The 19,844-nt window shown below is 57.6% G+C and carries 22 protein-coding genes; 17 read left to right on the top strand and 5 right to left on the bottom strand.

Translation table 11 applies throughout. The annotated features are described in order from the left end of the window. The first annotated feature begins 282 nt into the window (after window positions 1-282). From AC0J4F_RS00650 to lpxK, 6 genes are read left to right on the top strand one after another with little or no spacing between them, the layout of a single operon-like run. The gene (locus AC0J4F_RS00650; protein ID WP_473025119.1) at window positions 283-1,626 is read left to right on the top strand and encodes a TldD/PmbA family protein; all 1,344 of its coding nucleotides are present in this window, start codon (window positions 283-285) and stop codon (window positions 1,624-1,626) included. Beyond that, window positions 1,613-2,413, top strand: coding sequence for a 3'(2'),5'-bisphosphate nucleotidase CysQ (locus AC0J4F_RS00645; protein ID WP_473025118.1), 801 nt, complete (start codon window positions 1,613-1,615; stop codon window positions 2,411-2,413). Before AC0J4F_RS00650 ends, AC0J4F_RS00645 begins: the two co-directional genes overlap by 14 nt. Window positions 2,414-2,446: 33 nt before the next feature. Then, complete coding sequence (locus AC0J4F_RS00640) at window positions 2,447-2,686, top strand: DUF4170 domain-containing protein (protein WP_008191070.1); 240 nt, start codon at window positions 2,447-2,449, stop codon at window positions 2,684-2,686. Window positions 2,687-2,718: 32 nt separating this feature from the next. Beyond that, window positions 2,719-3,417, top strand: a complete 699-nt coding sequence (locus AC0J4F_RS00635) for a lysophospholipid acyltransferase family protein (RefSeq protein ID WP_209179380.1) — start codon at window positions 2,719-2,721, stop codon at window positions 3,415-3,417. Further along, complete coding sequence (locus tag AC0J4F_RS00630) at window positions 3,410-4,729, top strand: 3-deoxy-D-manno-octulosonic acid transferase (protein WP_473025117.1); 1,320 nt, start codon at window positions 3,410-3,412, stop codon at window positions 4,727-4,729. Before AC0J4F_RS00635 ends, AC0J4F_RS00630 begins: the two co-directional genes overlap by 8 nt. Beyond that, complete coding sequence (lpxK, locus tag AC0J4F_RS00625; RefSeq protein ID WP_473025115.1) at window positions 4,713-5,735, top strand: tetraacyldisaccharide 4'-kinase; 1,023 nt, start codon at window positions 4,713-4,715, stop codon at window positions 5,733-5,735. Before AC0J4F_RS00630 ends, lpxK begins: the two co-directional genes overlap by 17 nt. A gap of 13 nt (window positions 5,736-5,748) precedes the next feature. Here the strand turns inward: lpxK and AC0J4F_RS00620 are convergent, their stop codons facing one another. Together AC0J4F_RS00620 and AC0J4F_RS00615 are read right to left on the bottom strand one after the other, a co-directional pair. After that, window positions 5,749-5,970: a DUF2093 domain-containing protein gene (locus tag AC0J4F_RS00620; protein ID WP_040452894.1), complete on the bottom strand. Its 222-nt coding sequence runs from the start codon at window positions 5,968-5,970 to the stop codon at window positions 5,749-5,751. Window positions 5,971-6,076: 106 nt separating this feature from the next. Beyond that, a complete protein-coding gene (locus AC0J4F_RS00615; protein WP_473025113.1) occupies window positions 6,077-6,304 on the bottom strand; it encodes a hypothetical protein in 228 nt (75 codons plus the stop codon). 505 nt (window positions 6,305-6,809) lie between these two features. On the opposite strand from AC0J4F_RS00615, the gene tldD reads away from it, so the two are divergent. Further along, the gene (gene tldD / locus AC0J4F_RS00610; RefSeq protein ID WP_473025112.1) at window positions 6,810-8,234 is read left to right on the top strand and encodes a metalloprotease TldD; all 1,425 of its coding nucleotides are present in this window, start codon (window positions 6,810-6,812) and stop codon (window positions 8,232-8,234) included. Window positions 8,235-8,344: 110 nt separating this feature from the next. On the opposite strand, the gene AC0J4F_RS00605 is transcribed toward tldD, so the two are convergent. Then, entirely contained in the window at window positions 8,345-8,863 is a 519-nt protein-coding gene (locus AC0J4F_RS00605; protein ID WP_473025111.1) for a hypothetical protein, read from the bottom strand. A gap of 126 nt (window positions 8,864-8,989) precedes the next feature. On the opposite strand from AC0J4F_RS00605, the gene AC0J4F_RS00600 reads away from it, so the two are divergent. Both AC0J4F_RS00600 and AC0J4F_RS00595 read left to right on the top strand, forming a co-directional pair. Next, a complete protein-coding gene (locus AC0J4F_RS00600; RefSeq protein WP_473025110.1) occupies window positions 8,990-9,619 on the top strand; it encodes a glutathione S-transferase family protein in 630 nt (209 codons plus the stop codon). Window positions 9,620-9,805: 186 nt separating this feature from the next. Then, on the top strand, window positions 9,806-11,596 hold the full coding sequence (locus AC0J4F_RS00595) for a monovalent cation:proton antiporter-2 (CPA2) family protein (RefSeq protein WP_473025109.1): 1,791 nt from the start codon (window positions 9,806-9,808) through the stop codon (window positions 11,594-11,596). A 48-nt stretch (window positions 11,597-11,644) separates the two neighbouring features. Here the strand turns inward: AC0J4F_RS00595 and AC0J4F_RS00590 are convergent, their stop codons facing one another. After that, window positions 11,645-12,196, bottom strand: a complete 552-nt coding sequence (locus AC0J4F_RS00590) for an invasion associated locus B family protein (protein ID WP_473025108.1) — start codon at window positions 12,194-12,196, stop codon at window positions 11,645-11,647. A gap of 536 nt (window positions 12,197-12,732) precedes the next feature. Here AC0J4F_RS00590 and coxB point away from each other — a divergent pair. The 8 genes from coxB (at window position 12,733) to AC0J4F_RS00550 (ending at window position 19,364) form a co-directional block, all read left to right on the top strand. Beyond that, complete coding sequence (coxB, locus tag AC0J4F_RS00585) at window positions 12,733-13,635, top strand: cytochrome c oxidase subunit II (RefSeq protein WP_133949623.1); 903 nt, start codon at window positions 12,733-12,735, stop codon at window positions 13,633-13,635. Window positions 13,636-13,714: 79 nt separating this feature from the next. After that, a complete protein-coding gene (ctaD, locus tag AC0J4F_RS00580) occupies window positions 13,715-15,310 on the top strand; it encodes a cytochrome c oxidase subunit I (RefSeq protein WP_133948357.1) in 1,596 nt (531 codons plus the stop codon). Window positions 15,311-15,460: 150 nt separating this feature from the next. Then, the gene (locus AC0J4F_RS00575) at window positions 15,461-16,396 is read left to right on the top strand and encodes a heme o synthase (RefSeq protein ID WP_133948355.1); all 936 of its coding nucleotides are present in this window, start codon (window positions 15,461-15,463) and stop codon (window positions 16,394-16,396) included. A 5-nt stretch (window positions 16,397-16,401) separates the two neighbouring features. Further along, on the top strand, window positions 16,402-16,563 hold the full coding sequence (locus AC0J4F_RS00570) for a hypothetical protein (protein WP_166672681.1): 162 nt from the start codon (window positions 16,402-16,404) through the stop codon (window positions 16,561-16,563). Window positions 16,564-16,574: 11 nt separating this feature from the next. Further along, entirely contained in the window at window positions 16,575-17,180 is a 606-nt protein-coding gene (locus AC0J4F_RS00565) for a cytochrome c oxidase assembly protein (RefSeq protein WP_133948353.1), read from the top strand. A 48-nt stretch (window positions 17,181-17,228) separates the two neighbouring features. Next, window positions 17,229-18,089 carry a cytochrome c oxidase subunit 3 gene (locus AC0J4F_RS00560; RefSeq protein ID WP_133948349.1) on the top strand — a complete coding sequence of 287 codons (861 nt, stop codon included), beginning with the start codon at window positions 17,229-17,231 and terminating at the stop codon, window positions 18,087-18,089. A 93-nt stretch (window positions 18,090-18,182) separates the two neighbouring features. Beyond that, window positions 18,183-18,584: a DUF983 domain-containing protein gene (locus AC0J4F_RS00555; RefSeq protein ID WP_133948347.1), complete on the top strand. Its 402-nt coding sequence runs from the start codon at window positions 18,183-18,185 to the stop codon at window positions 18,582-18,584. Window positions 18,585-18,599: 15 nt separating this feature from the next. Then, window positions 18,600-19,364 (top strand): SURF1 family protein, encoded by a 765-nt coding sequence (locus AC0J4F_RS00550; protein ID WP_473025107.1) that lies wholly within the window; start codon window positions 18,600-18,602, stop codon window positions 19,362-19,364. Here the strand turns inward: AC0J4F_RS00550 and AC0J4F_RS00545 are convergent. Next, window positions 19,361-19,843 (bottom strand): peroxiredoxin family protein, encoded by a 483-nt coding sequence (locus AC0J4F_RS00545; protein WP_133948343.1) that lies wholly within the window; start codon window positions 19,841-19,843, stop codon window positions 19,361-19,363. The genes AC0J4F_RS00550 and AC0J4F_RS00545 overlap by 4 nt on opposite strands. Between the last annotated feature and the right edge of the window lies 1 nt (window position 19,844).

The following is a 19,844-nucleotide window of genomic DNA, read 5'->3' as shown; positions in this document are numbered from 1 at the left end:
CTCTTGATGAAGTTACTCTACACACCGAAGAGTCGTGATCTGCTTAAGAGACACGGTTAAAAAACTGTGATTTTAAAGAGGGTTACTGGAGTGTAACGAGCCCGCTAACACTCTGTTGAGCATAATGGCTTGGCAAGAGCGGCATGCAGCCCCAATTTCCATGGAAATCGGTTTTCGTTCCGCCGCACACCATTAGTTATCCTCCAACGGTTGCGGCTCTATCGTCCGGAGCGTAAACAACAGCCCAACATAAGGCGGTATGCCAACACTAAGGCGGTATGAATGTCCGAATTGATTGATCAAGCTGAACTCCAATCCCGAGCCGAACGTTTGGTTGCTGCAGCCCGCAATGCAGGCGCAGACGCTTGCGACGCCATTGCGGTCACTGGTGTCTCTCTGGGCGTTGAAGTCCGGGACGGCAAGGTCGAAGAGACCGAACGTGCCGAGGGGGATGACGTCACGCTGCGGGTTTTTGTTGGAAAACGCAGTGCAGCTGTGTCGGCCAATCAGTTGGACAATCCGTCAGATCTTGCGGAACGCGCAGTCGCAATGGCCAAGGTGGCGCCGGAAGACCCGTTTGCGGGCCTTGCTGATCCGGATTTGCTGGTCAAGCAGTTGCCGGAGCTGGAGCTCTTGGACAGCAAACAACTGTCGGCCGACGAACTCACCAACATAGCGCTCAAAGCGGAAGCTGCGGGCCTCAGCGTGGAGGGGGTCAGCAAATCCGGTGGTGCATCGGCATCCTGGCGCCTTGCCGGTGTGGTGATGGCAACCAGCCATGGATTTCAGGGGTCATATCTTTCTTCTCGTTTCGGCATGTCCATGACGGCGGTGGCCGGTGATGGCACCGCGATGGAGCGGGACTACGATTTCGACAGCCGCACGTTCTTTGAAGACCTTGATGCACCTGCTGATATCGGCCGCCGGGCCGGGGAGCGGGCTGTGCGCAGGCTCAACCCGGACAAGCTTTCCACGCGCACCACCAACGTGGTTTATGAAGCGCGGGCTGCCCGCAGCATCCTTGGACACCTGGTCGGCGCGATAAATGGAGCGTCGGTTGCGCGGAAGACCAGCTTTCTGATGGATCAGATGGGAGAGGCGGTTTTGGCGCCCGGCCTGACGGTTGTTGACGACCCGTTCAAGCGCCGCGGCGCGGCGACCCGCCCGTTCGACGGTGAGGGAACCGAGGCGAGCGTTCTGAATATGGTTGAAGATGGTGTCTTGCAACACTGGTATTTGGATGGGGCTTCGGCACGCGAGCTGGGGTTGGCTCCGAACGGCCGCGCCCGGCGCGCTGGCAGTGGCACGTCTCCGGGCTCCACAAACGTGACCTTGATGCCGGGAGAAAAGTCTCTGGAAGAGTTGATGGCGGACGCGGGCGACGGCCTTCTTGTGACGGATCTGATCGGTCACGGAGTAAACGGCCTCACCGGAGATTATTCACGCGGAGCTGCCGGTTTCTGGTTCGAAAACGGCAAGATCGTTAGACCCGTCAGCGAAATCACGATCGCAGGCAATTTGAAGGACATGTTCAAGCGTATGGTGCCCGGCAGCGATCTGGACAACCGCTATGCAGCTGCGGCCCCTTCAATCATGATTGAAGGAATGGCCCTTGCCGGGAATTGATGCTGCTGCCTTTGAAGCCGATCTGAAGCTTTTGGAAGATGCGGCGCTGGAAGCCGGTGAGCTGGCGCTGACCTTTTTCGGCCGCGATCCGGAAACCTGGTTCAAGGGCAACAAGTCTCCGGTCTCGGAGGCTGACATCGCCGTCGACCGTTTTCTCGGTGAAACCTTGCGCGCGGCCCGGCCGGACTACGGCTGGCTGTCGGAAGAAACCGCTGACGATCCGATCCGGCTGCAGCATGACCGCGTGTTCATCGTGGATCCGATTGATGGAACCCGCGCTTTCCTGGCTGGCGGTGATGAGTGGACTGTATCCGTCGCAGTTGTCGACAAGGGGCGGCCTGTTGCAGGCGCGGTCTATTGTCCAAGACGGAAGGAAATGTTCCTTGCGGCAAAAGGCGGTGGGGCGTCCTTGAACAAGGATGAGATAGCGGTCTCGAACAGAACCGAAACGGCAGGAGCCCTGTTAACCGGGCCCTATTCGATTGCCGCCAACGAAGACGTTCAAGCGGCCGGGTTTGAGGCAACGGATGTGTTGCGGTCTCTGGCTTACCGGCTCGCCATGGTGGCCTGTGGCCGGGTGGATGTCGGAGCGGCACGGGGTGGGCCAAGCGATTGGGATCTTGCAGCCGCCGATCTTTTGGTGCAGGAAGCTGGCGGAACTCTGACCGATCTGTCGGGTGAGCAACTGCTTTACAACCGCGCGAAGACGCGCCATCCCGCACTTGTTGCAGCCCCTGTGCAACTGAGCGGGCCGGTTCGCAACGTTCTGGGAAAGCTGATTGCTTAAAGCCTCGAGGATCCAGGCAAACAAGGACTGTTCATGAGCGATACAGAAGCACCGAAACAACTCCTGCATTTGGTCTTCGGCGGCGAACTGGAAAGTCCCGACGGTCTGACATTCCGCGATCTGGATGAACTGGACATTGTCGGGATCTATCCGAACTATGCGGAAGCTTACACGGCTTGGAAAGCCAAGGCGCAGGCAACCGTCGATAATGCGCACATGCGCTACTTCATTGTACACATGCACCGCTTGCTGGACCCCGATACGGCCAGCTGACGGCGCCGCTCCATACTTGGGCAAAAAGAAAAATGCTAAAACGCATCGGCCGACATCCGCTTGTTCTTTCGGCAATCGGCTCCCTGCTCGCTGGATATTTGAAGCTGGTTTATTATACGAACCGCTTTACGATCGAACCTGTGACCATCCATGAAGACACGGACAAGGACCTGCCCGTGATCGTGGCCATGTGGCACGGACAGCACTTCATGGTGCCGTTCGCCAAACCATCGCATTGGCCGGCCAAGGTGATGATCTCCAAATCCGCGGACGGCGAGATCAATGCAATTGCCGCGCGGAAGCTGGGCATGGGATTGATCCGGGCCTCTGGCGGGCGGACTGCGCACCAAATCAAGAAACGCGGCGGCATGCGTGGGTTTATCGAGGCGGTAAGGGCCTTGAAGGACGGATACTCCATTGCAATGACAGCCGACGTTCCCAAAGGGCCCGCACGGCACTCCGGTGCCGGGATTGTCCAGCTCGCCAAACATTCCGGCCGGCCGATTTTGCCGGTCGCAGTGGCCACGAGCCGCAGCATCGAGCTGAACAGCTGGGACAAGGCGAGTGTCAATTTGCCCTTTGGCCGCGGCGGTATCGTTGGCGGTGACCTGATCTGGGTCCCTTCCGATACGGATGATGAAGGTTTGGAAGCCTACCGCCAGAAAGTGGAAGACGGCCTGAACACCGCGACCCGCCGGGTCTACGAGCTTGTCGGAAGGCCGAATGGCTGAGCGGCGCCCCATCGCCCTGACGTTTTACCGGGCCCTTGGACGAGCATTGACGCCACTTCTGCATCTTTTGTTCCGCCGCCGCGCTGCAAACGGCAAGGAAATCGAAAGCCGCAAGGGGGAGCGCTTCGGTATTCCTGGAGTGCCGCGGCCAAAGGGATCACTTGTTTGGATCCACGCTGCCAGCGTCGGTGAAACGATGTCTGTCTTGCCGCTGATCGAACAGCTCGCACGCGACGGCCACTCGGTGCTTTTGACCAGTGTTACGGTCACGGCTGCTGAAGTCGCCGAAAAGCGGTTGCCGGAAACCGGAATTCATCAGTTCACGCCCTATGACACGCCGGGATGCGTTTCGAACTTTTTGGATCATTGGCGGCCCGATCTGGCCATGGTGGTGGAATCCGAGATTTGGCCCTGCATGTTCGATGAGGTGCATCAACGCGGTATCCCGTTTGCACTTCTGAATGGACGGATGTCGGAGAGCTCGTCGCGCAACTGGATGAAAGCCCCGAAAACTTCTGGCTACATCTTCAAGTGTCTCGATTTGGTTTTGGCGCAAAGCGAAGCAGACAAGGAGCGGTTCTTGAGGCTCGGATGCCGGCACGTCGAAATGCCGGGCAATTTAAAGTTCGATGCGGCAGAGCCAGCTGCTGATGAAGAAGACCGCCGCCGGCTTGCCGATCAAATCGGCGATCGCCCGGTCTGGATGGCGGCCCTCACGCATCCGGGCGAAGATGAAATAGCGCTGAAGGCGCATGCGCGTCTTCTTGAAGAACATCCGGACCTGCTTTTGCTACTTGTTCCCCGCCACCCGGCCCGCGCCGATGATGTGGCAGCACTTGTCAGTGAAAGTGGCCACGTGATTGCCCGGCGGAGTTGTGGCGATCCGGTGACCGCTGAAACCGGGGTCTATTTAGGTGACACGCTCGGCGAAATGGGGTTGTTCTACCGCTTGGCCCCGGTGACTTTTCTCGGAGGGTCGTTCAACGACGCCGGTGGACACAATCCCGTCGAGGCCGTGCTTTTGGGGTCGGCTCTGGTTACAGGGCCGAAAGTCGCCAATGCCAGAGCCGTTTACAAGGACCTCTGGGAACAAGGCGCAGCTCTTAAGGTTGAGGAGCCCGCTCAGCTTGCCTCGGAAATTGCTGGCCTCATGGACCACCCTGATAACCGCAAGGAGCAGGTCGACCAGGCGATGAACCTGGTCATCAAGGGACGCGGCGCCTTGAACCGAACCGCTGACTTGCTGAAGCCCATGCTGTCAGAAACAACTCGGGCCGACACCATGGAGAGGGGCGATGGGCAAGGCGCCTGATTTCTGGTGGACACCCAATCGAAGCGCGGCTGCGCTCGCGCTTGCCCCTTTTGGCTGGATCTACGGCCTCATCGCTGGCCGCCGGATGGTGCAGCATTCAGAGGCAAGAAGCGTGTTGCCCGTCGTCTGCATCGGCAATTTTGTGACCGGCGGAACCGGCAAGACCCCTTTCGCACTCCGCCTGTCAGACCGATTGCTCAAGGAAGGGCATGCGCCCGGCTTTTTGTTGCGCGGCTATGGCGGACGTCTCAAAGGACCGGTGCTTGTTGACCCGGCACAACACACTGCGGCGGACGTTGGCGACGAAGCGCTGCTCTTGGCTCAAGCCGGACCAACGGTGATTTCTGCAGACCGTCCGGCCGGAGCGGAACTGCTGGAAAAACAGCCGGTCGACATGATCCTGATGGACGATGGTTTCCAGAACCCGTCTTTGCACAAGGATCTCAGCTTGGTCCTGGTGGACTGCGCGACCGGCTTTGGCAATGGTCTGTGTTTTCCAGCCGGACCGTTACGTGCGCCAGCGGAAAAACAGATCGTTAAGGCCGACTGCTTGATTCTTGTCGGAGAGGGGGAGCGGGCTTCGGACGCTGTCCATTTGGCGGGCCGGCGCGGATTGCCTTTCCTGCATGCTTATATCGTTCCGGAAGAAAACGACGCTCTCTCAGGCCAAGATCTCCTGGCCTTTGCCGGCATCGGCCGGCCCCAGAAATTCTTTAAGACCCTCACCGATCTCGGTCACAAGGTGGCAAAGACCCGGGAGTTTGCCGATCACCATGATTTCAGCGAAGCAGATGCCCGAGAACTGTTGACGGAGTCCGATCGGGACGGGCTGCAACTCGTTACCACGGCCAAGGACATGGCGCGCATCACCACACAGCGCGGCGAAATCTTCCATTGGCTCGCTGCCAAGGCGGAAGTTCTTGATGTGCAAATGGAGGTCCCGGAGGAAGACCGGCTGGTGTCCCTGATCAAGGACTGCCTGAGAAACCGCGCTTTCAAGTCCTAACCGAAAAAACGGTTTAGTTCTTACCCTGCGTTTCCAGGTAGCGTTTCATGGACGCGTGGGCATCGACATAGGGCTCTTGCAGTTCGACCGACCAGTATTTCAGCTCATCTAGCGGGATCGCGGTGCCCGTCACGGCGCAGCGCACGAAGGTCCCCGGCGTCTCAACCTGATAATCTCCATCGAGATACCGGATGCGGGCTTCGCTCGGGATGCGCGGATTTTCGTAGCGGTTCATTGTGGCCTGATGCTTTTTGTCCGGACGTTTAGCGTCAACATGGGCCTCTTTATGGCACATTGGGCAGGTTCGGCAAGTCCGATCCGGTTTGCAAAGGCGAAGTCACCTAGATAATTGGCGCTGTGCGGGCATCCGGCGCGATCGTGAAACGGCATCTGGACATGACAACGGTCTCGTCAGGAAGGTTGTCCCGGGCCCGGTCCATTTCGGGTTCACGGGCAACCTGACAGGCGTCCATATCCTCCCAATACTCTCGGGAGGCGGACAGATCCTCGCAGATCAGAAGATTTGGCTGACATGCGACCAGATGAAGAGCGATCAAAACGCCGTTCATGAACTTTCAGATCCCGTTTTCTGATCAGGCGCTCCAATTCTTGAAAAACACACGCGCACCACGTTATCGGCAGTTTCAAATGGAAGAGGCTGACCAGAGACAGACCCTGTCTTGGCCAAGGCCTCGGCAAGCCGCGGATGTAAGCCATCTCCTCGGGCTGCGGCAAAGAAGTTAAATGCAATTAAGCTGGACGGCAGCCGCCGTTCGGTCTGATCAGTCACGGCGCAAGCCTCTTTGCTGCGGGAAGGCCGCAGTCGGTTTTTCAGGATTTTTGGAGGTCTGGCTTGGGTCTTCGGAAGATACCCAGCTGGATACGCAGGAGTTTCAACTGCATTTAAACTTGATAGTTATATTCATATTAAAATTTTGCCAAGTGGATTTCTGCGCTTTTGGGGTGATTTGCCCCGTGAAATGCCTATGTTGATGTCAAGAAGGCATATGTGCCGTCTGGCGTGCAGCTCAGTCTGATGTTCGGCAGCGGCACTGGTTCAACAAGGAAGTTCTAATGGCTTTGTCCGGTTCTGATCTGATCGAAACATCCGGCCTGGGTTTGGAAACAGCCAGACGCATCACCAAGCAAGCACTCGCAAACGCCGATGATGGCGAGCTGTTTGTGGAATACCGCCAGACCGAGGGCCTTGTCTTCGACAATGGCCGGCTGAAAGGCGCCAACTACGACACGGCTCAAGGCTTCGGGCTGCGCGCCGTGGCCGGAGAAGCCGCAGGATACGCGCATGCCGGCGATATCTCCGAGGCGGCCTTGAGGCGGGCGGCCGATGCGGTCAGCGCGGTGTCGAAGGGCTATTCCGGGACGTATGCCGCTGCACCGGCCCGGACGAATGTGTCTCTTTATACGGATGCAAATCCTCTGGGTGGCCCGAGCTTTGAAGACAAGGTCAAGCTGCTCCAGGAAATCGATGCCTATGCGCGGGCGAAGGACCCGCGTGTGCGTCAGGTTTCCGCGTCGCTCGCCGGATCCTGGCAGGTGGTGGAGATCATGCGTGCCGATGGTCACCTCGTGCGGGATATCCGCCCGATGGTGCGGCTCAGCATTTCCGTGGTCGCGGGCAATGATGACCGGCAGGAAAGCGGCTCTTACGGGTGTGGCGGGCGCGAAGGCTTCGAGCGGTTCATCACGACAGAGAATTGGCAGGGCGGTGTCGACGAAGCGCTGCGTCAGGCGCTGGTCAATCTGGACGCCATTCCGGCACCGGCGGGTGAGATGGATGTCGTCCTTGGGCCAGGCTGGCCGGGCATTTTGCTGCACGAAGCCGTCGGTCACGGCTTGGAAGGCGACTTCAACCGCAAGAGAACCTCGGCCTTTGCGGGCCTGATGGGTGAGCGGGTGGCGTCACCTGGTGTGACGATTGTCGATGACGGCACCATTCCGGACCGCCGCGGCTCCTTGTCGGTTGACGATGAAGGCACACCGGCGGCCCGGACCGTGCTGATCGAGGATGGTATTTTGACCGGTTACATGCAGGACCGCCAGAATGCCAGATTGATGGGGATGGAGCCGACCGGCAATGGCCGCCGGCAGTCCTACGCCCATATCCCGATGCCGCGGATGACCAATACGGTCATGATGAACGGAGACAAGGATCCGGAAGAAATTCTCGCTTCCGTAAAGGATGGAATTTACGCGGTCGCCTTTGGCGGCGGTCAGGTCGACATCACGTCCGGTAAATTCGTCTTCTCCTGCACCGAGGCCTACAAGGTCGAAAACGGCAAGGTTGGCGCGCCGGTCAAGGGTGCCATGCTGATCGGCAACGGTCCGGATGCCCTTACCCGCGTTGAGATGATCGGCAACGACATGGAGCTTGATCCGGGCATGGGTACATGCGGCAAGCAGGGGCAGGGCGTTCCGGTCGGCGTCGGCCAGCCCTCCATGCGCATCAATGCGATGACGGTGGGTGGCACTGCGGTTTAAGCAACTTAGTTATTCGAATTGGGGCTGTCTGATGTGGCTTTTCAGCTGGTCAGACGGCTTCTTGATAACATCGCGATGCTTCTTAGCGGAGTTGGTCATTTGAGCGGCTATCAATCCATGAACACATGCACAAAGAGCCTTTGTTCGGGAAGCAAATAGTAATTCGGTCCTCGACCGCTTGATACAAACCCACTTCCGCTCTTGATGCCCGCGGTTATCTCATGAAACGGGATGTTGAGACTGCCGGCGCACGACATAACGCTCATAACGAAACTATCACCTATCGATTGAGAGGGGGTGATAGTCCTCCACGGCTCGTAAAAAACAGTTTGTGTGTCTGGGCGGGAACTCCACCTGCTACGCGTTGCTTCCTTCAGGAAGGTAAGGCCTCCGTTTTTCAGTCGCTCGGCGGTGGCGTCAGTAATCCGAATTACATTGATCCCACAATAGTCTGGTATGAGGCCGTTGAGCATGCCGGTCCGCGTTTCTCGCATCAAAAGCCCTTCTGTTTCTATTTGGGATGGCAAGCTCGCGATGAAGCGGTCGGTCTTGCCCATCGTATCGAGCAAAACAAGGAAACGAACAATGATGATGGAAGCCAAAAGTAGTGTAAAAACAGGTGCTTTCATTCGTGGCTGGTTGATTATTTCCGGGTGCCTATTGTTTATGAACATTCTTTTTCAAAAACGCCTATCATTGGAATACGTGAGTTGTCCGGGATAGTTGTTCGACAAATCTAGGAAATTATCCTTCGAATGATCGGCCAAATTAAGGTCTGGGGGCGGATCAACTCGTCCAATGTGCGCAAGGTTCTGTGGTGTCTGGAAGAGCTCGGACTAAACTACGAGCAGATCGATGCCGGTGGGGCCTTTGGCGTTGTCGATACGCCCGACTATCGCGCGCTGAATCCGAATGGCCGTATTCCCTGCCTGCAAGACGGGGACTTCACCATCTTTGAATCCAACGCGATCTGCCGCTATCTGGCCAAAACTCATGGCACCGCGCCGTTCCTTTCAGAAGATCCGAGGGAATGGGCGCTGGCGGATCAGTGGATGGATTGGACCACGTTTTCGTTCGGGATGCCGTTCAGAAACCTGTTCTGGAATCTGGTCCGAACGGCTCCGGAAGACAGGGACCAAGCAGCCATCACGCATGGTATCGAGCATTGTTCCGCTCAGTTCGCCGTTGTCGATACACTGTTGAAAGACCAGCCTTATTTGTCCGGTCACGCGTGCGGGGTCGGCGATATCCCGCTTGGAAGCCTTGCCTATGCCTGGTTCAATATGGACTTTGAGCGCCCCGATCAGCCGTATCTTGCGGCCTGGTACAAACGACTGACCGAACGTCCGGCCTACCTGAAGGGTGTCATGAGCCCGCTCACCTGACCGCTAGTCTGAGAGCAGGAAATGGTCGGGTGATTTCTTGGCGGCACGGTATTGCCGTAGACGCTGTCTGCCTTGGCCTATCTCAATGTTTCTTTCAGACAAATCGCTAACATGTTTAGGAATCTTTCGAGATTTCCGCCGTTTAATTGGGTAAGATGAAACACCAGGCTGGGGGCCGGAGAGAGCATGGCTGCAGAAAGTGCGCCTCCCTTATTTGCTGAAGCGATAATCTTTCTGTCGGCGACCGTAGTGGCGGTGCCGATCGCGAAGCGTCTCGGCCTGGGCTCTGTGGTGGGCTATCTGGCGGCCGGCGCTGCAATCGGGCCGCACGGTCTTCAGCTTTTGGGCTCTGGCGAGGACGTGCTGCACGTTGCCGAGCTCGGCGTGGTCCTGCTGTTGTTTGTCATTGGCCTTGAACTGGATCCCCAAAAACTCTGGCGCATGAAGCGTGACATTTTCGGCCTTGGCACGGCGCAGGTGATGTTGACGGGGTTCTGCCTCTTTGGCTTTGCGCAACTCGCCGGCATGGGCCAATCAGCGGCCCTCGTCGCGGGCTTTGGCTTGGCGCTGTCCTCAACGGCCTTTGCTCTGCAGATCTTGCAGGAGCGCGGGCAGCTTTCATCAGAATATGGCCAGCGAGCTTTCGGTATCTTGCTGTTGCAGGACATTGCCATCGTCCCGCTCTTGGCCATGGTTGCTATTTTGGCACCCGGAGAGGGCCCGTCAACGACCGCGGAAATTGTGCAGGAAGTGCTGCTCGTTTTGTCTGCGGTGGCAGCGGTGATTCTGACCGGGCGATACCTGATTTCACCGGTCTTCTTGCTGCTCGCCGCCACGCGGGCCCGCGAGGTCATGCTGTCCGCGGCCCTGTTGGTAGCGCTCGGCAGCGCCGGGATCATGCACACGGTCGGCCTGTCGATGGCGCTGGGCGCGTTTTTGGCCGGCGTGCTTCTTGCTGAATCGAGTTTCCGTCACACACTGGAAGCCGATATCGAACCCTTCCGATCGCTCCTTATGGGCCTTTTCTTCGTGGCCGTCGGTATGTCGCTCGACTTTTCACTCGTCATGGCGAATTGGGCTTACATTGCCGGCGGAGTGTTTGTGGTCATGGTGGTTAAGGGTCTTTTCTTGTGGGGTTTGTCGCGGGGGACCGGATCCAGCAACTCCGATGCCATGCGGATCGCCGTGACCCTGCCTCAGGGCGGTGAATTTGCGTTTGTCCTGTTCACCGCGGCCGTGGTGAATTCGATCTTCGACTATGAAACCGCCAACCTGTTGAATGCGATTGTCATTCTGACAATGCTTTTAACCCCAGTGGCCTGTCTGGGGTTGGATGTGCTGGCCACGCGGGCCAAAGCGCGGGGTGTTGAGAATCCGTCCATTGAAACATTCGATGAGGCAACGCCAACGGTACTTGTCGTCGGTTTCGGCCGGTTCGGCATGGTCGTTGCGCAAATCCTTACCTCCGAAGGCCTTGAGATCACCGCGATCGACAACCGGCCGGACCGGATCGCCTATGCCCGGAAGCTAGGCTACAGGGTCTATTATGGCGATGCCACGCGCGCAGATGTCCTGGAGGCAGCAGGCGCTGGCGATGCGGCGCTTGTCGCCATGTGCATTGAAAACGACAAGGTAATGGCGCAGTCGATCGAGATGATCCGCGAGGATTTCCCCAAAGCGCTCATCTTCTGCCGCGCGACTGACCGGGCGCATGCCATGGACCTCACCAAACAGGGCGTCGACTTCCAGATTCGTGAAACGTTCGAATCGAGTGTGGTGTTTGGTAGGGCTGCACTGGAGGCTCTGGGAACGCCGCTCGATCGGATTGATCAGATTGAGGAAGATGTGCGGTATCGCGATGAACAGCGCCTGGCTGAGCAATTGTCCGGTGGCATGTATGCCGGTTCGGACAAACTGCACCGGGTGACCCCGCGCAAGGCGGCCGAGGCGACCAACCCGGACGCTGCAGCAGAATAAAAAAGGCGCCTGATGAGGGCGCCTTTTCGATCTCAGATCAGGTGTATATCAGGGCAGGGCGTCAAAGCCTGCAGAGAACCCGTTCAACGAGATCGGAATACCGATCCCTTCTTCGGGTGTCTGGAAAATAATGAAAGTCGCTTGGGAACCGGACTTCAGTTGGTTCAGCAGCTCGTCTTCCAGAATCACTTCCGCAATACAGCCGTTCGGCAAGCAGCGGACGAAACCCGCCCGTCCGATGTCGTTGCCGTCAACCTTCAGGCCGAGGCCGGAGGGGAGCAACACGCCGAGCGGTGCCAAAACCCGCAATATGCGGGCCTGCTTGTCGGCCGTCCGCAAAATGATGACCGACAATCCAACGTTCTCACGGTCGGCAGCCGTCACGTTCTGGATCAGCGCACATTGCTCGCTGGCGGCGCCTGGGGGCGTGTCGCAGCGCATTTGCCAATCGCCATGATGGGCGCGGATTTCGCCTTGGGCGCTGGCCGGTTGCAGGCTGTGCGCAAATGCGGTCAAGCCGATCGCGGCGGCGGCCGCCAGTTTCGGCAGGGCGGAGAGAAGCGAGCGGCTACGGCGCTGCTGCGGCAACTGGGTCGACAAGAATTCCTCCAGTCGTTCGTGGTCAGATCCGCACAGCGCACGTTTTAAAATGTGCTGACCGCAGCGAATCAGGAGTGTTTTCCGGCCAGACATTGCCGCATGAATGCGGACGATTCCAGTCACCGCCGGTGCAAAGCTCTTGGATAGTCGGTTTTTTTGTCGAAAATCCGCCTGTCCTTGATCTCTCTCAATTGGAAAAAAATCCGAGCTACTTGTGAAATCGCGCAAATTTCGTTGCAGCGCACGGCGTCTTGTGGTTTTTGTGCGGCCAAAAGGGGCCGATGAAAAGATGCGGCAGATCGCCGCCCTAGCCGATTGGTAGCATCGCTCTTTAACCGTGGATGTGGTTATATCCGGCAATCCTTTAGAAGGACGACCGGGTCTGGAACCGGCAGTTTAAGCTTGCGGAGTTCCGGCAAGCCTATTACTGCGGCACTTAGGTATTCGACCGGGCAGGGTCCGGAATTTAGCATGCGCCGCCATGTGGGCGGCTGAGGGAAGGGAGCGCGGACGTGAAGGCAGTCTTCAAGCGTCTCATGAATTTGGTCACGATGGCGACCGCATTCGCCGGTGTTTCGACAGCGGCATTGGCAGCAGAGCCTGGGTTCAACAACTGGCAGCTCGGGTTTCAGGCCTCAACCAGCGATGTGATGGATGACATCACCTGGTTCAACAACTTCACTCTCATCATCATCACGGTCATTACGGTCTTTGTTTTGGCGCTGTTGATATATTGCGCCGTGAAGTTCAGCGCCAAAAACAATCCGGTGCCGTCCCGCACGTCGCACAACACGACGATCGAGATCGTTTGGACCGTTGTGCCGATCCTGATCCTGGTTATCATCGCAATCCCGTCTTTCCGCCTGCTGTACAAGCAGCTGGAAATCCCGGAATACGATATGACGGTCAAGGCGATCGGCTATCAGTGGTACTGGGGATACGAGTACACCGACGAAAACATGGGCGAGCTCTATTTCGACTCGATCATGGTTCAGGACGCAGATCGTCAGGCCGTCGCGGATGCGCGCGGTGTGTCCATCGACGAAGTGCCGCGCCTGCTAGCAGTCGACTACGACCTGGTTATCCCTGTCGACACGACAGTGCGCCTTCAGGTCACCTCTGAAGATGTCATTCACGCATTCGCAATGCCGACATGGGGCGTCAAAATCGACGCGATCCCGGGCCGCTTGAACGAGACCTGGTTCCACGCCCGCGAAGAAGGCGTCTACTACGGTCAGTGTTCCGAGCTTTGCGGCAAGGACCATGCCTTCATGCCGATCGCAGTCCGTGTGGTCTCTGCGGATCAGTTCCAGCAGTGGGCTTCTGCAGCGCAAGACGACCTGGACGTTGCCAACGAGCAGCTGATGGCCTCCATCGCGGAAGCCAAGAAACTCGCCGCACAGGGCGACCTGGACGAAATCTCCGTCGCCGCGAAGTAACGCGGCGGCGAGCCAATTTGGCGATTGCGCGCGATTTGACACGCAGCGCCGCTGAAAACGACTAAAGAGGGAGCCCAAAATGGCTGCGACCGAAGCACATGCGGCACATGACCATCCTTACGGATGGCGCCGCTGGGTCTATTCGACCAACCACAAAGACATCGGCCTGATGTATTTGTACTTTGCGATTTTCGCTGGGATTATCGGCGGCGCTCTGTCCGTCGGTATCCGGATGGAATTGCAAGAGCCGGGCATGCAGATCTTTGCTAATGCTCACACCTTCAACGTGTTCACCACGTCCCACGGTCTGATCATGATCTTCTTCATGGTCATGCCGGCAATGATCGGTGGGTATGCCAACTACTTTGTGCCGATCATGATCGGTGCACCTGATATGGCGTTCCCGCGGATGAACAACATCTCCTTCTGGCTGCTTCCGCCGGCGTTCCTTCTGCTGATCCTCTCGCTCTTCGTTGAGGGTCCTCCGGGAGCCAACGGTGTTGGTGGTGGCTGGACGATCTATCCGCCGCTGTCCACATCCGGTCAGCCGGGCCCGGCAATGGATCTCGCGATCCTATCCCTGCACATTGCAGGTGCCTCCTCGATCCTGGGTGCGATCAACTTCATCACGACCATCTTCAACATGCGCGCGCCGGGCATGACCCTGCACAAGATGCCGCTGTTTGCCTGGTCCGTTTTGATCACAGCCTTCTTGCTGTTGCTGTCCCTGCCGGTTCTGGCGGGTGCCATCACCATGCTTCTGACCGACCGTAACTTCGGCACTACGTTCTTCGATGCTGCAGGCGGTGGTGACCCGGTTCTGTTCCAGCACTTGTTCTGGTTCTTCGGCCACCCGGAAGTGTACATCCTGATCTTGCCGGGCTTCGGCATCATCAGCCACATCATTTCCACGTTCTCCCGTAAGCCGATTTTCGGTTACTTGGGCATGGCCTACGCCATGGTTGCGATCGGTGTTGTCGGCTTCATCGTGTGGGCCCACCACATGTACACCGTCGGCATGTCCGTTGAGACGCAGGCTTACTTCGTGGCAGCGACCATGGTGATTGCGGTCCCGACCGGGGTTAAGATCTTCTCCTGGATCGCGACCATGTGGGGCGGTTCCATTGAGTTCAAAACCCCGATGGTCTGGGCAATCGGCTTCATCTTCCTGTTCACCGTCGGTGGTGTGACAGGCGTGCAGCTGGCGAACGCTGGTCTCGACCGTGCGTTCCACGACACCTACTACGTTGTGGCTCACTTCCACTACGTTCTGTCGCTGGGCGCCGTGTTCGCGATCTTCGCGGCCTGGTACTACTGGTTCCCGAAGATGTTCGGTTACATGTACAACGAGACGATCGGGAAGGCTCACTTCTGGATCACTTTCATTGGCGTGAACCTGATCTTCTTCCCGCAGCACTTCCTGGGCTTGAACGGCATGCCGCGCCGCTATGCCGACTACCCTGATGCGCTGGCTGGCTGGAACTTCGTATCCTCCATCGGATCGTATATCTCGGCCTTTGCTGTCCTGGTATTCATCTACGGTATCGTGGAAGCCTTCTCCAAGAAGCGCGTTGCCGGCAACAGCCCGTGGGGTGAAGGTGCAACGACCCTGGAGTGGACCCTGTCTTCTCCGCCACCGTTCCACCAGTTTGAGACCCTGCCGCGGATCAAGTAATTCCGCGGCCGGAAGGTCTGCCCTTCCGCTTTGAACTTACGCACCGCGCCGGACACCGGCGCGGTGCGCTCTTGAAAACAACCTGTCCGGAACCGAGCCCTGAGTTGGGCACCAAATCCGGCAGAAGATAAAGAATTAAGGGACGCGCCCATGTCGCTCGCAGAGCGCCAGGATTTGATGGATCAAAGCAGCACCGTTTGGAACGGTGGCGAAGGGTCAGTGAGCGACTATGTGGCGCTCCTGAAACCGCGCGTGATGTCTTTGGTGATCTTCACCGCTTTTGTCGGCATGATGCTGGCACCAGGCTCCATTCATCCTGTCCTCGGCGCCGTGGCGATCCTCTGCATTGCAATTGGCGCAGGCGCATCCGGTGCCCTGAACATGTGGTATGACGCGGACATCGACGAAGTGATGTCGCGCACCGCAAAACGGCCGATCCCGGCAGGAAAGATTACACCAGAAGAAGCGTTCGCATTCGGCATTACATTGTCGATCGGCTCTGTCCTGACGCTCGGACTGCTGGTGAATTGGTTTGCCGGCGCATTCCTGGCATTCACGATCGCATTCTACGTTGTCATCTACACGATGTGGCTGAAGCGCTCGACACCGCAGAACATTGTTATCGGCGGTGCGGCTGGTGCATTCCCTCCGATGGTCGGTTGGGCATCCGTGACAGGTGGCGTCAGCTTGGAAAGCTTCGTTCTCTTCCTGATCATCTTCATGTGGACCCCGCCGCACTTTTGGGCTTTGGCGCTGTTCAAAAAAGGTGACTACGAAACGGCCGGCGTTCCGATGCTGCCGGTGGTCGCCGGTGAAACCAACACCCGCCACCAGATTCTGATCTACTCCATCTTGCTCGCGCCGATTGGCGTGGCACCATACTTCATGGGTTATGCCAGCCTGTTCTACGGTGTTGCATCCGGTCTTCTTGGACTGGCCTTCGTTGCGATGGCTGCTGACATCTGGCGCAAGCGGGAAGGCGACGTTGCGCGCAAAGCCTGCCTGCGTCTCTTCAAGTTCTCGATCTTTTATCTGTTCATGCTGTTTGCACTTCTTCTCGGCGAAAGCCTGGTAGCGGGGATCTGACGGATATGGACAACAACGAACAGGGTATTGTTCTCACCGACGAACAGAAAAAGAAGCGCCGCTCCCGATCGATCGCGATCGCGGTAGTGCTGGCTGCTCTTGTCTTGCTGTTCTACCTGGTGACGATTGTTAAGCTGGGGCCTGACATCATGAACCGTCCGTTGTAACGAGAGGTAAGATGACCGAAGTCAACGATCAGAACAACTTGTCCCGCAGCAATCGCAAGGTCGCGTTTGCTTGCCTGGGTATGTTCAGTTTTATGATCGCTGCTGCCTACGCAGCCGTCCCGCTTTATGATCTTTTCTGCCGGGTCACCGGTTTTGGCGGCACGACACAGGTTGCGGAACAGGAAAGCGAAATGGTGATCGATCGCGTGATCACTGTCCGGTTTGACGGCAACGTCAATCACGCGCTTCCATGGGACTTCAAACCTGCTCAACGCTCTGTCACGTTGAAAATGGGTGAAACCGCGCAGTTGCCGTACATTGCGGCAAATGTCAGCGATGGGCGGACCGTTGGCACGTCGACGTTCAACGTCACACCGACGTCAGCAGGCGTCTACTTCAACAAACTGGACTGTTTCTGCTTCACCGAGCAGGCGCTGGAACCTGGCGAGTCAGTCGAAATGCCGGTCGTCTTTTTTGTCGATCCGGAGATGGACAAGGATCCCATGCTTGAGCATGTGAAGGAAATCACTTTGTCCTACACCTTCTTCCCGGTAGAACAACCGGAACAACCTGTTGCGGCGCGGGCAGATTCGCCTGCGGCTGAAACGAACTTGTAAGAAACTGGCGCTTTGCGCCCGTATAGAATGTGTTTGGGGAGCTTGCCAATGGCTGGTGCACATACCAAGAACCACGATTACCACCTGGTCGAACCCAGTCCGTGGCCGTTTATGGCGTCCGTTGGCGCTTTCATTCTCGCACTCGGCTCGATTGCCTGGATGCGCTACGCCTCCGGCAACTCTTTCGAACTCTTTGGCCTGGAGTTGTCCGCTGCAAAGTGGATGCTGTTCGCAGTTGGCCTGCTGATTGTTCTTTACGTGATGTTCGCCTGGTGGCGTGACACCATCAAGGAAGCGCATGAAGGTCACCATACGCGTGTTGTGTCTCTGCACTTGCGTTACGGCATGATCCTGTTCATCGCCTCCGAAGTGATGTTCTTTGTTGCCTGGTTCTGGGCCTACTTTGATGCAGCCCTGTTTGCTGGCGAGGCAATCAACTTTGCCCGCGCTGAAGCAACGGGTGGCGTCTGGCCACCGGAAGGCATCGAAACCTTTGATCCGTGGCACCTGCCGCTGCTCAACACACTGATCCTGCTAGCGTCGGGTACCACCGTTACCTGGGCGCACCACGCACTTCTGCACGATGACCGCGAAGGTTTGAAGTGGGGTTTGACGCTGACTGTTCTGCTCGGTGTTCTCTTCACCATCTGCCAGATCTACGAGTACACCCACGCAGCCTTTGGCTTCAGCGGCAACATCTACGGCGCAACCTTCTACATGGCGACAGGCTTCCACGGCTTCCACGTCGTCGTCGGAACGATCTTCCTCGCGGTTTGCCTGTTCCGTGCCCTTGCTGGCCACTTCACAAAAGAGCAGCACTTCGGTTTCGAAGCAGCGGCCTGGTACTGGCACTTCGTTGACGTTGTCTGGCTGTTCCTGTTTGTCGCGATCTACATCTGGGGCGAATAAGCCGAAAGACGTTCTCAACGAACACTGGAAAAACAAGCGCCCGGCGGATCATCCGACCGGGCGTTTTTCAAATCCGGCCCCCGGAGCCAAAAGATGGAAGACAAGGCACATTTCCCACCGGTAAACCCGGTCACCGCCGGACTATCAGGTGCATGCCCGCGTTGCGGCCAGGGAAAATTGTTCGACGGGTTCTTGAGCGTGAAAGGGTCGTGCTCCACTTGCGGGCTCGATTACAGTTTTGCCGACAGCGGGGACGGGCCAGCCGTCTTTGTCATCATGATTGTCGGGTTCATCGTCGTCGGCTTGGTGCTCTTTGTTGAGTTATCATTTCAGCCTCCCATTTGGCTCCATCTGATCCTTTGGCTGCCCCTGACCGTAGTGCTTGCGGGTGGCATTTTGCGCCCCCTGAAAGGCTTGATGATTGCCGTGCAATACCGGCATAAGGCAGAAGAAGGCCGTCTGGACACCGATGGCGATCAAACCGACCAGTTGTAAGAAAGAAACTTGCTAATGGGCCGCGCCCGTAAACTCATCATTCCCGCCGTTGCTGCTTTGATTGGATTGGCGATCCTGTTGAATCTTGGTTTCTGGCAAGTTCGGCGGTTGGCTGAAAAAGAAACGCTGATAGAACAAGTTGAAACTGGTTTGAAATCGGCCCCGGTGGCCGCGCCCGGCATAGCCGATTGGGAGGGGCTCGGTGATGAGGACGATTACCGCCGGGTCTCGGTCACGGGCCGTTTCCTGGACCAAACCGTTTTCTACTACATTTCGCTCACCGATCCGGTCGGCAAGTATGGCGGGCCGGGCGAACTCGTCTACAGTCCATTCGAAACGGCAGAGGGATGGACGGTCTTGATCAATCGGGGGTTTTTGCCCGACGGCGTTCCGGACGATATCAAGCGTGAAGCTCTCACTCCGCCACCAGGAGGCCTGACTCTGGTTGGTCTTTTACGGCTGAGTGAGACACCTGTCTGGACCACGCCGGCGCCGGACCTGAATGCGAAACTCTGGTTTGCCCGCGACACAGATGCCATGGCGGAGGCAATGAACGTCGGCGGAAACCTTGCGCCCTACAGCATCGACCTGGAAGCCGGGCATACGCCGGAAGGTGGTCTACCGCAGGCCGGTGAAACCCTTGTGCGTTTCAAGAACGATCATTTAGGATATGCGCTGACCTGGTTTGGTCTTGCAGCAACCCTCGTTGGGGTATTCTTGGCTTACGCGGCCGCCGTATTGTGGCCGCGTAAGCAGGAGCATTCAGCGAACGTGGATTAAAGCGCTTCCAGGATTGCTGCGGCGCCAGTCTTGGTCGCATCGCCCGGGCTGTCTTCGACGGCGATGAAGCTCACTTCGCCGTCTTTTACAATCAAAGCAAACCGCTGGGACCGCAGGTGGCCAAAGATCGGTGCCGGGCCGAGGCCGAGACCGGCCGCTTCCACAAACTCTGCCCCGGTGTCAGCGAGAAAAGTGATCGCATTGGCATTGGAGGCTTTCTGCCACGCGTCCATGACAAACACGTCGTTGACGGAAACGACAGCAATCGCGTCCACACCTTTGGATTTCAGTGTATCGGCATGCTCGACAAAGCCGGGCAGGTGGTTCATGTGGCACGTCGGCGTGAAGGCACCTGGAACACCAAACAGGACAACTGTTTTGCCGGACGTCAGGTCTGCTGTTGAAATTTCACCAGGACCATCGGAAGTCATGGTCTTGAATGTTGCATCCGGCAGCTTGTCGCCCACCTTGAGTGTCATG

This window comes from Roseibium sp. R5, from assembly GCF_055755305.1.
This window is presented reverse-complemented; position numbering and strand designations above follow the sequence as displayed.